General features: G+C 63.1%; 12 protein-coding genes. 5 read left to right on the top strand and 7 right to left on the bottom strand.

Annotation, left to right across the window (positions count from 1 at the left end):
* The first annotated feature begins 97 nt into the window (after nt 1–97).
* A complete protein-coding gene (locus ABVN19_RS11950) occupies nt 98–1,225 on the top strand; it encodes an alkene reductase (RefSeq protein WP_105642816.1) in 1,128 nt (375 codons plus the stop codon).
* Between the two features lie 52 nt (nt 1,226–1,277).
* On the opposite strand, the gene ABVN19_RS11945 is transcribed toward ABVN19_RS11950, so the two are convergent.
* Entirely contained in the window at nt 1,278–2,081 is an 804-nt protein-coding gene (locus tag ABVN19_RS11945) for an alpha/beta hydrolase (RefSeq protein WP_028944865.1), read from the bottom strand.
* A gap of 178 nt (nt 2,082–2,259) precedes the next feature.
* Here ABVN19_RS11945 and ABVN19_RS11940 point away from each other — a divergent pair, with 178 nt between their 5' ends.
* Together ABVN19_RS11940 and ABVN19_RS11935 are read left to right on the top strand one after the other, a co-directional pair.
* Nucleotides 2,260–2,874: a dihydrofolate reductase family protein gene (locus tag ABVN19_RS11940; protein WP_028944866.1), complete on the top strand. Its 615-nt coding sequence runs from the start codon at nt 2,260–2,262 to the stop codon at nt 2,872–2,874.
* A gap of 221 nt (nt 2,875–3,095) precedes the next feature.
* Entirely contained in the window at nt 3,096–3,908 is an 813-nt protein-coding gene (locus ABVN19_RS11935; protein ID WP_028944867.1) for a class I SAM-dependent methyltransferase, read from the top strand.
* A 62-nt stretch (nt 3,909–3,970) separates the two neighbouring features.
* Here the strand turns inward: ABVN19_RS11935 and ABVN19_RS11930 are convergent, their stop codons facing one another.
* The 5 genes from ABVN19_RS11930 to ABVN19_RS11910 all read right to left on the bottom strand — a co-directional run bounded on the left by ABVN19_RS11930 (nt 3,971) and on the right by ABVN19_RS11910 (nt 9,544).
* Complete coding sequence (locus ABVN19_RS11930; protein WP_028944868.1) at nt 3,971–5,179, bottom strand: MFS transporter; 1,209 nt, start codon at nt 5,177–5,179, stop codon at nt 3,971–3,973.
* Nucleotides 5,180–5,249: 70 nt separating this feature from the next.
* The gene (locus ABVN19_RS11925) at nt 5,250–6,296 is read right to left on the bottom strand and encodes a DUF3445 domain-containing protein (RefSeq protein ID WP_028944869.1); all 1,047 of its coding nucleotides are present in this window, start codon (nt 6,294–6,296) and stop codon (nt 5,250–5,252) included.
* A 17-nt stretch (nt 6,297–6,313) separates the two neighbouring features.
* The gene (locus ABVN19_RS11920; protein WP_105642817.1) at nt 6,314–7,279 is read right to left on the bottom strand and encodes a PDR/VanB family oxidoreductase; all 966 of its coding nucleotides are present in this window, start codon (nt 7,277–7,279) and stop codon (nt 6,314–6,316) included.
* Nucleotides 7,276–7,881, bottom strand: a complete 606-nt coding sequence (locus ABVN19_RS11915) for a dimethylamine monooxygenase subunit DmmA family protein (protein WP_028944871.1) — start codon at nt 7,879–7,881, stop codon at nt 7,276–7,278. The genes ABVN19_RS11920 and ABVN19_RS11915 overlap by 4 nt, the downstream gene beginning before the upstream one ends.
* Nucleotides 7,882–8,119: 238 nt before the next feature.
* Complete coding sequence (locus ABVN19_RS11910) at nt 8,120–9,544, bottom strand: gamma-aminobutyraldehyde dehydrogenase (RefSeq protein ID WP_028944872.1); 1,425 nt, start codon at nt 9,542–9,544, stop codon at nt 8,120–8,122.
* A gap of 252 nt (nt 9,545–9,796) precedes the next feature.
* Here ABVN19_RS11910 and ABVN19_RS11905 point away from each other — a divergent pair, with 252 nt between their 5' ends.
* Together ABVN19_RS11905 and ABVN19_RS11900 are read left to right on the top strand one after the other, a co-directional pair.
* Nucleotides 9,797–10,549, top strand: coding sequence for an FCD domain-containing protein (locus tag ABVN19_RS11905; protein ID WP_028944873.1), 753 nt, complete (start codon nt 9,797–9,799; stop codon nt 10,547–10,549).
* A 57-nt stretch (nt 10,550–10,606) separates the two neighbouring features.
* Nucleotides 10,607–11,356: a cache domain-containing protein gene (locus tag ABVN19_RS11900; protein WP_028944874.1), complete on the top strand. Its 750-nt coding sequence runs from the start codon at nt 10,607–10,609 to the stop codon at nt 11,354–11,356.
* A gap of 618 nt (nt 11,357–11,974) precedes the next feature.
* Here the strand turns inward: ABVN19_RS11900 and ABVN19_RS11895 are convergent.
* On the bottom strand, nt 11,975–12,433 hold the full coding sequence (locus tag ABVN19_RS11895; protein ID WP_105641953.1) for an NUDIX domain-containing protein: 459 nt from the start codon (nt 12,431–12,433) through the stop codon (nt 11,975–11,977).
* Between the last annotated feature and the right edge of the window lie 56 nt (nt 12,434–12,489).

Below are 12,489 nucleotides of genomic sequence, written 5' to 3'. Positions count from 1 at the left end.
AATGTTTTGCGTTTTGGCTTGATTGTGGCTGCTTTGGCAAGACCCTACCATGGCCTCATCACTCCCCAGGCGCAAGCCTATTCAAGAGGCCCCCTACATGATTGACCTGTTTGCTCCTTGCAACCTTGCCGGATTGGCGCTGAACAACCGTTTCGTCATGGCCCCGATGACCCGCTCACGGGCACCGCACGATATCGCCACCGAACAGGTGGCGCTGCATTACACCCAGCGCGGCACGGCAGGCCTGATCGTTTCGGAAGGTACGCCGATCTCCCGTGAAGGGCAGGGCTACCTGTTCAATCCGGGCATCTACACCCCGGAGCAGATCCAGGGCTGGAAGCTGGTGACTGACTCCGTTCACAGCGTCGGCGGCAAAATGTTTGCCCAGTTGTGGCATGTGGGGCGCGTGTCGCATACCTCGATCCAGCTCGACGGCAAAGCACCTGTGAGTGCCACGAGCAAGGCCGCCCAGGGGGCAGTAGCCTTCGGCTATACCCCCGAGGGTGAACCCGGTTTTGTCGCCACTTCGACGCCTCGCCCGTTGACCACCGAGGAAGTCGCCCGGGTGGTCGAGGACTTCGCCCAGGCCGCGCACAATGCCATTGAAGCCGGTTTCGATGGCGTTGAAGTCCATGGCGCCAACGGCTATCTCATCGAGCAGTTCCTCAACCCCCTGGTCAATGACCGCTCCGATCGTTATAGCGCCGACACCCTGGAAGGTCGCCTGCGCTTTGTCTTCGAAGTGATCGATGCAGTCATTGCCAGGATTGGCGCCCATCGGGTGGGTATTCGCATCTCGCCCTATGGGCAGCTGTTCGACATGCCGCTCTACCCTGAGATCGATGAGACCTATGCGGCACTGTGTGCAGGCATGGGCGCTCGTGGCATCGCCTATGTACACGTCATGGACCAGACCCACTTCTTCCTCGCCAGTGAGAGCGCCACCGCCCGGGATCAGGCATTGCGCAGCTTGCTTGAGCACTGCAAGGCGCAGTTGGGGCACACGGCGTTGATCCTGGCCGGTGACATGACCCTGGAGCGTGCCCAGGACCTGGTAGACGCCGGGCTGATCGACCTGGCCGGCTTTGGCCAGCCGTTCATTGCCAACCCTGACCTGGTCGCCCGCCTGAAAAATGGCTGGCCCCTGGCTGTTCCGGACCGTGCCAGCTATTACGGCGGTTCGGGCACGGGGTATGTGGACTACTCGCCGTACGTGTCAGCCTGAAGGCCGGGACGGTGTGCCCGCTTTGCGCCCAATCGCAGCCTGGCGGCAGCGGCTACGGATGGGCGTCGAGAAAACGTCCCACGGCCTTGAGTACCACATCCGGTGCCTCGCGATGGGGAACGTGATAGCAATCGTCCAGGATCAGGCATTCACTCGGCGCACTCGACAGCGTGGCCAATTGCTGCGGGTGCGCCACTGAACCGTATTCGTCGTGCTCGCCATGGAGGACCAGCAGGGGGCAATGAATGGCATCGACCGAGTGTTCGATGGTCCAGTGACGGTAATTTTCCCCCAGCCAGGTTTGCGTCCAGGCATTGAACACCCAGGGCGCCTTGGTGCCATGGTATCGCTCCAGGCGGGCCATTTGCCCAGGTTGGGCAAACTGCACCTGTGCTTCGCGGATGCCTTGCAGGGTGCGGTCTTCGACAAATGCCTGGGCTGCGACGGTGATCAATGCCGCGCACTGTTGGTGAAAGCGCGAGGCACAGGCTGCGGCCATTGCGCCGCCGACGCTATGGCCCAGGGCGACAAAGCGCTCAATCTGCAAGGCCGTTTCAAGGTAGGGGAAGAAGCGCTCGGCCTCGTCGCGAATGAACGTCAGTGGCAGTGGCCCCGGATATACATCCGATTGGCCAAAGCCGAGGCGGTCATAGGCGATCACTTCACGGCCAGTGGCCTGGCACAGTTGCTGGGGAAAATCCCGCCACAGCGTGACGCAGCCCAGTGAGTCGTGAAAGAGGATGATCGGCGGCTTTTGCCCGTTGTCCGGGCTTTGGGCGGGGTACCAGCGGCTACAGAACAGCCGCCCGTGCGGTGTGTCGATCCAAAGGGTTTCGGTGTGGCTGGACAATGGCATGCAAGACCTCGGCAGACGGCGCGGCGTATTCGCAGAAGACGCAGGGTAGCAGAGCCGGGCCAGCGTCCAGAAGGACGATGGCGGTTGACCAGGTGTTTGTGACCGGTATCGCGCTGTCGATTTGGCTGCTCGGTGTTCGACTACCTGTACCTGCACATGCACCCATGAGGAGAACACCATGCGCAAGCTTACCGTTGCCGCGTTCACCAGCCTGGACAGTGTCATCCAGGGGCCTGGCGGGCCTGAAGAAGACACCCGTGGCGGATTCTGTTTGGGCGGCTGGATCGTGCCTTATGCAGACGAGGTATTTGGCCAGGCCATCGACGCACTGTTTGCGCAGCCCTTCGAGTTGCTGCTGGGGCGGCGCACCTACGACATCTTTGCGGGTTACTGGCCGCACCAGACTGCACCCGAGAACCAGTTCATCGCCGATGTGTTCAATCGCGTGCCCAAGCACGTCGCCACCCATCATGCCGATACGCTTGAGTGGCATAACAGCCATGGGCTGCAGGGCGATCTGGTCGAGGCGATCCATGCACTCAAGCAACAACCGGGCGCCGACCTGTTGACCCAGGGTAGCGGTGACCTGGTACGCCAGTTGCTGGCTGCCGGGCTGGTGGATGAGCTGCGCTTGATGATCTTTCCGCTCTTGCTGGGGCAGGGTAAGCGCTTGTTCGATGACAACGCCCAGCCAGCCTCCTTTACCTTGGCAGACTCGATCTGCACGCCAGGCGGGGCGCTGATTGCCCACTACGTGCGCAGTGGCGAGGTGCGTACTGGATCATTCGAGTAGCAGCAGGGGTGCCTTCACCGCTATATGCGTGAAGGCTATAGGGATGTACCAAAGAGATCTTGCCTGGCAAGCACCCGTGCTTGCCGGCTCGCGGGGATAGCGTTTAGCTGGTCGGTGGCGTTGGTCCAAGCCACCGCCATGGCTTGAAAACCCCCAATGACAACAAGTGGCGCGTTGATCGACTCAGGGTGAGGCGCGCGCCGATGACGAAGGTGCATGCCATGAGCACACCCCTGGATTTGAATGCGTTGAAAGCACGTCAGCAGGCTGCCTGGGCCAGCGGCGACTACGCGGTGATCGGCACAACCTTGCAACTGGTTGGCGAGCGCTTGGCCGAAGCCTGCGATTTGCGCTGGGATGAGCAGGTACTCGATGTGGCGGCCGGCAATGGCAACGCCACGCTGGCTGCAGCGCGGCGCGGCTGTCGGGTCATATCGACGGATTATGTGCCCGAGTTATTGAAACGAGGTGAAGCGCGCGCGCAGGCAGAACATTTGAACGTCGAGTTTCAAGTAGCCGATGTCGAGGCGTTGCCGTTTGGCGATGGCGCTTTCGATGCGGTGGTCTCCACGTTTGGGGTGATGTTCGCCCCCGACCAGGCTCAAGCGGCGCAAGAGCTTGGCCGTGTCTGTCGCTCGGGCGGCCGGATTGGCCTGGCCAACTGGACACCACAAGGTTTTATCGGGCAAATGTTCAAGACCCTCGGGCGCCATGTGCCGCCACCTGCCGGTGCGCAGCCGCCGTCACGCTGGGGAGATGAAGAACAGCTGCGCAGTCTGTTCGCCGACACCCTTGGCAACATCACGGTGAGCCGCCAACAGTTCAACTTTCGCTATCGCTCGGCGGCGCATTTCATCGACGTGTTCAGGACCTGGTACGGCCCGGTACATAAAGCCTTTGCGTCATTGGAAGCGGTCAGCGCCAGCGCCCTGGAAACCGACCTGACTCAATTGCTGAACGACCACAACGTGGCAGGCGCCTCGTCACTGGTGGTGCCCAGCGAATACCTGGAGGTCGTGATCAGCCGGCGCTAGCGGCTACAGGCCCGGTGCTTGTAGCCGCTGGCGACGGCGCGTAGCGGTGGTGTTTCTGGCGCCTAGAGCGCTACTGCGGGCGCCAGGGTGGAAGGTTCACGGCGGATGCTGCCCAGCGGGACGATCACCAGCAGCAAGGTCAGTATCACGGTCACGGCAATGCCCCAGGCTGCCAGAGTGAAGCCACCCAACGAGATCAAGCCGCCGGAGATCGCCGGGCCCACGGCCAGGCCCAGGCTCAGGAAGCTACTGGCGGCAGCCACCACGCGACCCTCGCGGTCCAGGGCTGCAGCCAGGCCGGTCAGGTAGCTCAGGGCATAGAAGTAGGTAATGCAGATGGTCATTACACCGGCGGTGTACAGGGTCTTGGAGTGTTCGCCCAGGACATAGCTGAGGCTGGTGCCGCCGGTCAGCAGGATTGCCAGGATCACCGGGGTGCTCATGCCGAAGCGCTTGCCGACCATGGCCGCGATCAGCGGTCCGATCAAGCCGACAAACGACTGGAACGACAGCAGCATGCCCAACTCGTCACCGCTGTAGCCGACCATGGTGCCGATACGCTCGACAAATGCCCAGCCCATGGTGTCGCGGGCCTGGAACACGAACATCGCCAGCATCATGCAGATCGCCGGCAGACTCAGCAGGATATTGCCCGAGCCTTTACCGGCAGCGTGTGCCAACGGGCAGGGTTCGGCAGCGGGCGCACGTTGGGCCATGGCCGGAATAGCCAGCAGCATCACCGCCATGGTTGCGGCCATCGCGTAGTACAGGCCTGACAAGCCATACAAGGCCATGACCTTGGCGTAGCCGAGCATCACCACGATCATCAACAGCACCGACAGCACGTTCATGTGCCCGGCAATACGGTCCGGGTGTTTGGCGCTGGACACTGCAGCGTTGCCGCAGGCCAGGGCCAGGCCGGCACCCAGGCCCGCCAGGCAGCGCACGGCGGCCAGGGTGTAGATGTCCTGGATGTTGGCGCTGGCAAGGTTGGCGGCAATCGCCAGCACGGTGCCGACCAGCGCCAGGGTACGTCGGGGCGCGCGGCCCATGAATGGCGCGATCAGCAAGGAGGCCAGCATGGTGAAACCAAATTCGGCCGACATCAGCAGCCCGGCCTGGGCTTCATTGAGTTGCAGGTCGTGGATGATCGCGCTGATCAGAAAGGGCAAGGCCCACAGGCCCAGCAAGCCGACACCATAGGCGGAACCGGCGGCGGAGAACACCAGACTCCAGCTCTCGGGCAGGAAGTTTCGTATTGTTGTTTTCATGAGGTGATCCGTGAGTGGCAAGGCTTGTCGTGGTTGGAAGCGCGCCCTCGGGGCGCGCTCGCAAGGTGTGTTATTGCTGGCTTTCGTCGACTGGGGTGCCGTCGTCGAACTGTGACAAGTAGCTGACCATGGCGTCGCGATAACGGGTAAAGCCCTTGTAGTCGACCAACTCCTGATCCAGGTCGCGGATTACCCGGTGCATGCGCTTGGCCCATTGCGGGGCGAACTCGGCCAGTTGCTGGAGGCTGACCAGGTAGGTGCGCACCGGAAACAGCACGGCGTTGCTGCGCGGCAGGCGGTGCAGCGGCTGCAGTTCGATGCGCAGGTTGACCAGCTCGCCGGCGTTTTCCGGGGTGACGATGGTGCGCTCCGGTGCCCAGTCCGGCAGGGTCTCGGCCGAGGTCTCAAGGCGCGGGTTGACGGTGATCGACCAGTTGGTACGGCGCACCGGGTGACCGGGGCGAAGGCGCAGGAGGAACTTCAGGGCGCGTTGCAGGATGCCCATTTCATGCAGTTTGGGCACCGGGCCGTGGAACTCCATGAAGCTCATGCCCAGGTTGAAGCGCAGCGAGTAATCCGCCCGCTGGGTGGCCATGCCGGCACCCATTACCAGGGTTTCGTCGCGCTCTTCGAGGAGGATGAACTCGCCTTGGGCCTGACGGGTGATGTACTCCATCGGGTCCATCGGCAAGGTGCTGGCGTCACCGAAGGTGAAGGTGTCGTCGATTTGCAGCGGGCGGTTGATCCAGTGCCACTGGCTGCCGTTCTTCTCCAGGGTGAAGTGCTCGGGGAAGTCGCGCGAGTACGACTCCATCAGCAGTTCGAGCAGGTCCCACTGGGCTTCCATCATGTGCGGCAGCGCGGCGTAGTGAACACCGGGCGCGCTGTCCAGGGTCTGGGCGCGGTGGTGACACTCGGAGATGTAGTGCTCGTCGATGTCGAACTGCGCCCGCAGCGCGCCTTGGCCGAACGGCACATGGGGCTCGACGTTCATCGAGTACATGTACTGGTCTTCCGGGTAAGGGAAGGGCAGGCGCACGATCGCTTCGCGGCTGTTGCTGTAGGTGTGGTCGCTGCCGGCGTCGGCGTAGGTTTCGATGGGCTTGAATGCGGTCATTTTGTTGTTGTCCTGTATCAGAGGTCTACGACCAGGCGGCTGCAGTTGGCGCGGGAGACGCACGGCATGAATTTGCGCTTGCTCAGCTTGTCGTCCTCGCTGAGCCAGTCATCGCGATGGTCGAGTTCACCATCGACTTCCAGTACTTCGGTTTCGCAATAGCCACAGGCTCCGCCCCGACACAGGTACGGCACTTTGTAGCCAGCCTGTTCGGCAGCTTCGAGCAGCGATTGCTCGGCCGGCACCTCGATCGTTACACCCTGGCGCGCAAGGGTGACGCTAAAGGGCTGGCCTGTGGAGCCTTGCTCGACGAAACGCTCGTAATGGATATGGCTGTCGGTCCAGCCCAGGGCGTGAGCGCTGTCGAGGGTGTCGTCGATCATGCTGTCGGGGCCGCAGACGTAGACGTGGCTGCCCAGCGGCCTGCCGGCCAGTACGCTGCGGATGTCCAGGCGCTGCTGGCCCTGTATGTAAAGGTGGATGCACTGGCCGTAGCGGGCCTGCAGTTCTTGGCCCAGGGCGGTGTGCTCGGGGCCGCGCACAGCCAGGTGCAGCTCGAAGGTGGACTGCTTGACGTGCAGCTCCTCGAGTTGCGAGTACACCGGGGTGATACCGACACCGCCTGCAATGAACACATGCTGGCGGGCGTGCTTGGCCAATGGGAACAGGTTGGCCGGCTGCAGGATTTGCAGCAGGTCGCCTTCGCCGACCTTGTCATGCATCAGGCGCGAGCCGCCGCGACCGTCACTGACCCGGCGCACGGCGATCTGGTAGGCGCTGGAGTCGTAGGGCGAGCTCATCAGCGAGTAGGCGTTGCGGTGAGTCTTGTCGCCGTCTTCCAGTACCACCACCACATGGCTGCCACCGGAGAAGGCGGGCAGGTGCTTGCCGTCGGGGTCGACCAGGGTGAAGCGCTTGATTTCCGGGGTCAGTTGCTCGATGCGGGTGACGCGCACGCTCAAGGTGCCGTTGTGGGTATTCATGTGTCGAGCTCCTCGGCAGGTGGCAGTTCGCCTGGGACTTCGCCATCGGCCTTGATGCCCTGGAACGCGGCCAGGCGACGGGAGTAGTGATCGCGCACCACCAGGTTGAGCTGGCAACCGGGGCAGATGAACACGCGTTGGGTGACGTTTTCGGTGTACGTGTCGCAGTGCGCGCACCAGACCCGGCGCACCAGGGTGCCGCTGTGTTCACGCAACACTTCGTCGCGGTTGAGGTCGACGGCGTTGGCAGCTTGCATGGCGGTGCCGATGAAGCTTTCCGAGCCGCTCAGGTACAAGCGGGTGCCCATGTGGGCATCACCCAGGCGCTCGCGCAGGGCGTCGATCAGGGCCTGGTTGCTGGCGAACACTTCAAGGCCCGCGGCGTCTGCGTCTTGCAGGGCCTGCAGATGGCTGTGGCCAGAGAACGACTCGGTGGAATACAGCAGGGTGCTGTTGTGGCGCTGGTTCTCGGACATGTCCGCGAGCAGTCGCAGCATGGCCGCGCCGCCGCTGCCCTGGCCCGCGATCAGGTGGCGCAGGCCGCCTGTCATGGGTTGCAGCCGGTCGTAGACCGGGCGGCTCTTGATGCCGGTGATAAGCATGGTGGTACACCTCGTAAGCCGTTACCGCCGCTGTGCCGAACGGTAACAATGACGGCTGGTTTCAGACGCAGGCAGGAGTGAAAGCAGAACCCATGCCATATTGCCTATGGTTTTATATGTTTTATGTCGAGGGCCCGTTTTCGGGCGGTTTCATCAGGCGCTACTGTGCAATCGGTGCTGCTGCCAATGCCTTGGCGTGGTGCGCGGCGCCCCGATCAGGTGCGCCACGCGCCGGGATTCAATGCTTGAACATGACGTGGCGCACGCAGGTGTAGTCTTCGAGCCCGTACATGGACATGTCCTTGCCGTAACCGGACTGCTTCATGCCCCCGTGGGGCATTTCACTGATCAGCATGAAATGGGTGTTTACCCAGGTGCAGCCGTACTGCAGGCGGGCGGCCAGGCGGTTGGCGCGGCCCACATCGTTGGTCCACACCGATGAAGCCAGGCCGTAGTCCGAGTCGTTGGCATAGGCCAGGGCTTGGGCCTCGTCGGTGAAGGGGGTGATGCTGACCACCGGGCCGAACACTTCCCGCTGGACGATTTCGTCATCCTGGCGGGCGTCGGCCAGCACCGTCGGCTCAAAGAAGAAGCCTGGCCCTTCGGCGCGCTTGCCACCGGTGATTACGCGGATGTGCGGCAGGGCCTTGGCGCGTTCGACGAAGCCTTCCACGCGTTCCAGGTGATCGCGGGTGATCAGCGGGCCGAGTTCGGTCTGCGGATCATCCTGCAGGCCCATGCGCAGGCTGCCCACTGCGTCGCCGAGTTTGCTGACAAAGGCATCGTATACGCCTTGCTGTACATACAGGCGGCAAGCGGCGGTGCAGTCCTGGCCGGCATTGTAGAAGCCGAAGGCGCGGATGCCTTCGACAGCGGCATCGATATCGGCATCGTCGAAAATCAGCACCGGCGCCTTGCCGCCCAGTTCCATGTGCGTGCGTTTCACGCTGCTGGCAGTGCTGGAAATGATGCGTGCGCCGGTGGCCACCGAGCCCGTGAGCGAGACCAGGCGCACCTTGGGGTGGTTGACCAAAGGCTCGCCCACGCTTGGGCCACGACCGAAGAGGATGTTGACCACACCGGCCGGGAACAGGTCGGCCATCATGCGCCCCAGCTCCAGAGCGGTGAGCGGGGTTTGTTCCGATGGCTTGAGGACCACGCAGTTGCCGGCGGCGAGGGCAGGCGCGAGCTTCCAGGCAACCATCATCAGCGGGTAGTTCCAGGGAGCGATGGAGGCCACCACGCCCAGCGGGTCGCGGCGGATCATCGAAGTGTGGCCCGGTAGGTATTCACCTCCGGCAGAGCCGGACAGGCAGCGGCTGGCACCGGCGAAGAAGCGGAACACGTCGGCAATCGCCGGGATTTCATCGTTCAGGGCGGCCTGATAGGGCTTGCCGCAGTTCTGCGACTCCAGGCGGGCCAGCGTCTGCGCCTGGGCCTCGATGCGATCGGCCAGCTTGAGCAGCAGCTGGGCGCGCTCCTTGGGAGGCGTCTGTGACCATGCATCAAACGCCTGGTCGGCGGCGTGAACGGCGGCATCGACCTGTTCGCTGCTGGCCTCGGCGATGTTCACCAGCACCGCCCCCTCGCTGGGGTTGTAGACGGCGTACGGGCTGCCTTGGCCTTCGACCAGTTGGCCGTTGATCAGGAGTTTGGTTTGCATGGCGTATTCCTTGGTCGTTTTGTAATTGGAAAATCGCTGGGCAGGCGCAGCAGTGTCCGTGTCGGCCTGCTATACATATGAAACCATATCTTAAAGTTTGATGTTTGCCAACTGCCCTGAAAATGACCCTTCGTGCCAAAAAATGGGCAATTAATCGGTATCGGACGACTGGCTGTTCGCTATAAGATGCAAAAATGAATCTTTTAGCCCAGGCATGCGCCACGTCTGGCAACGGCTTGATAGGGAGAGGCAATGACTGCCCTGAATACTGCACGTAATACCGCCTTCATCAGGTTGCGCCAGGAAGGGCGTACCGATGAGGTGGCGCGAAGGCTGGTGGAGGCCATTGAGCTGGGCCTGTTTGCCGAGGGGCAGCAGTTGCCGAGCGAATCGGAATTGGCACTGCAGTTGGGGGTCGCCACGGTAACCTTGCGTGAAGCGCTGGTGGTGCTGCGCCAGCGCGGCCTGATCGAGACTCGGCGTGGCCGCAACGGCGGCAGTTTTGTCTGCGCGCCGGTGGAGTTGCCCGAAGCGTTGCTGCTGCAAAAGCTGCGTGACATGAGTGGCCCGGACCTGCGCGACCTGGGCGATGAGCAGACCGCGATTTCCGGTACTGCCGCGCGCCTGGCGGCCAAGCGCAGCTCGCCCGAGCAGCATGCACGCATCGCCCAGCACATCGAGACACTCAAGCAGGCCGGCTCGCGCCTGGCCCGGCACCGGGCCGATGCGCGCTTTCACATCGAAGTGGCGGCCGCTGCGCAATCGTTGCGCCTGACCCACACCGAGATGCGCCTGCAGTCCGAAGTGGGTGAACTGTTGTGGCTCGAGGCGGCCGGTGGTGGCGAGGTAGCGGTGGTCGAACAGGAACACCGGGCCATACACCAGGCCCTGGTCGCAGGCGATTCGGTGTTGGCCGGCGCCCTCGCCGAGGCCCATGTGAGTCGCGGCATCAAGCGCCTGATCAGCTTGCGGCTGGAGCTGCTGGCCGAAACGGAAGTGGTCTGAACAGCATTGCGTTGCAGCGTCCATAAGAAGAAAGCCGAACCTGCGTGAGGAAATGCCATGTTTGCCCTGAGCGATAACGACCCCCTGTCTGTCTGCGCCGAGCAGTTGGACAGCACCCTGGGGACCATCTTCAGTCAGGTCCGCCAGTTGGTGGAAGAAACCCGAAATCTATGGGAGCGGATCTTGAGCGAGGGGCGCCAGCCTTCTGCTCGTGACTTGGCCTCGCTGCGTCCGGCCATCGACCAGCAACTGCTTGCCACCGGGGCCTTTGGCTGTGGTGGTGGGGTGATCGTCGAGCCCAACTGCCTGACCGACCGGGAAATGCACCTGGAGTGGTGGTACCTGGCCGATGGCGGCAAGACCCTGCCGTTGCGCCCCAACTTCGACCGCCGCCGCGAGAACTACTACGACTACACCGAAATGCCCTGGTACCGGCGGCCTCGCGATACCGGCAAGAGTGCGGTCGAGGGGCCCTATGTGGACCTCTATGGCACCAACATGTACGTGCTGACTTTCACCATGCCGATCTACGTGCAGGAGCGCTTCATTGGCGTGGCAGGGCTGGACCTGTCGCTGCACAACGTCGAGCGCCTGCTGGTGCGCAGCCTGATGCGCTTGGAGCATCAGGCGGTACTGGTGTCGGCCGACGGTCGAGTGATTGCCTCCAATACCGCCAATTGGATGGTGGGCGACCTGGCCCAGGCCCTGCTCAATACCTTGCCGGTCGACGGTGTTCGCCTGGCCCTGGCGGAGTCCGAGGCGGGCTGGTCGCTGGTGCGGTTGCCGGCGTTGCGCAAGGTGGTTTGATAGATGCTCGGACTGCGAAGCGATTGCTGTGCAAGTGCCTCGGCAGCGGCTACGGCAAACCGATGTAGCCGCTGGCGCCAGCCTGCGATCGAGCGCGCAGCGGTCGTGCATTCATGACCATTGCGCCATCTGGCGACTGCTGCGCAGCCGATCGCAGCCTCGTGCCTCGGCAGCGGTTACGGCAAACCGATGTAGCCGCTGGCGCCAGCCTGCGATCGGCCGCGCAGCGGTCGTGCATTCATGACCATTGCGCCATCTGGCGACTGCTGCGCAGCCGATCGCAGCCTCGTGCCTCGGCAGCGGCTACGGATTGCCGGTGTAGCCGCTGGCGCCAGCCTGCGATCGAGCGCGCAGCGGTCGTGCATTCATGACCATTGCGCCATCTGGCGACTGCTGCGCAGCCGATCGCAGCCTCGTGCCTCGGCAGCGGTTACGGCAAACCGATGTAGCCGCTGGCGCCAGCCTGGGATCGAGCGCGCAGCGGTCGTGCATTCATGACCATTGCGCCATCTGGCGACTGCTGCGCAGCCGATCGCAGCCTCGTGCCTCGGCAGCGGTTACGGCAAACCGATGTAGCCGCTGGCGCCAGCCTGGGATCGAGCGCGCAGCGGTCGTGATTCAGGGCCGTGCATCACCGTAAACAGGCCGCAGCATCTCCAGCAGCGCTTCAGGCCACACCGTCTGTTCAGTACACCGCAGCTCCTCCACCGACCACCAGTGGTGCTCGGCCATCACTTTCAGCTCATGCGCGGTCCAGTCGGCGCGGGACAGTGTCGGGTCTGCTACCTGCACGACAAAGTACTGCTCGACCGAGAACACCCACTCGCCACTGGGCAGCAGCATTTCAAACCGGCGTTCAGCAACCGGCTCGGCAACCGAGCTGATCTGGATGCCCGTCTCCTCGCGCAGTTCACGTATCGCCGCCGCCTGGAAGGTTTCGCCTTCCTCAAGCCCACCGCCCGGCGTCGCCCAGTGTTCGCTACCAGCCAGTGCATCGTCCTTGTGGACGAACTTGAACAGCAGCACCTGCTGATCGGGGTTGATGACCAGCAATCGCGCCGATTTACGTTCACGCATTCAAAAAACCTTCCCTGGGGTGTGTAAGGTAAGCGGGGCGCGTACTTTCACTGCGT

Origin of the sequence: Pseudomonas vranovensis (assembly GCF_040438935.1) — a bacterium.
Taxonomy (GTDB): domain Bacteria; phylum Pseudomonadota; class Gammaproteobacteria; order Pseudomonadales; family Pseudomonadaceae; genus Aquipseudomonas; species Aquipseudomonas vranovensis.
This window is presented reverse-complemented; position numbering and strand designations above follow the sequence as displayed.

Coding starts and splice junctions, on each gene's coding strand:
- ABVN19_RS11950 (WP_105642816.1), top strand. CDS start 98: ATGATTGACCTGTTTGCTCCTTGCAACCTTGCCGGATTGGCGCTGAAC.
- ABVN19_RS11945 (WP_028944865.1), bottom strand. CDS start 2,081: ATGCCATTGTCCAGCCACACCGAAACCCTTTGGATCGACACACCGCAC.
- ABVN19_RS11940 (WP_028944866.1), top strand. CDS start 2,260: ATGCGCAAGCTTACCGTTGCCGCGTTCACCAGCCTGGACAGTGTCATC.
- ABVN19_RS11935 (WP_028944867.1), top strand. CDS start 3,096: ATGAGCACACCCCTGGATTTGAATGCGTTGAAAGCACGTCAGCAGGCT.
- ABVN19_RS11930 (WP_028944868.1), bottom strand. CDS start 5,179: ATGAAAACAACAATACGAAACTTCCTGCCCGAGAGCTGGAGTCTGGTG.
- ABVN19_RS11925 (WP_028944869.1), bottom strand. CDS start 6,296: ATGACCGCATTCAAGCCCATCGAAACCTACGCCGACGCCGGCAGCGAC.
- ABVN19_RS11920 (WP_105642817.1), bottom strand. CDS start 7,279: ATGAATACCCACAACGGCACCTTGAGCGTGCGCGTCACCCGCATCGAG.
- ABVN19_RS11915 (WP_028944871.1), bottom strand. CDS start 7,881: ATGCTTATCACCGGCATCAAGAGCCGCCCGGTCTACGACCGGCTGCAA.
- ABVN19_RS11910 (WP_028944872.1), bottom strand. CDS start 9,544: ATGCAAACCAAACTCCTGATCAACGGCCAACTGGTCGAAGGCCAAGGC.
- ABVN19_RS11905 (WP_028944873.1), top strand. CDS start 9,797: ATGACTGCCCTGAATACTGCACGTAATACCGCCTTCATCAGGTTGCGC.
- ABVN19_RS11900 (WP_028944874.1), top strand. CDS start 10,607: ATGTTTGCCCTGAGCGATAACGACCCCCTGTCTGTCTGCGCCGAGCAG.
- ABVN19_RS11895 (WP_105641953.1), bottom strand. CDS start 12,433: ATGCGTGAACGTAAATCGGCGCGATTGCTGGTCATCAACCCCGATCAG.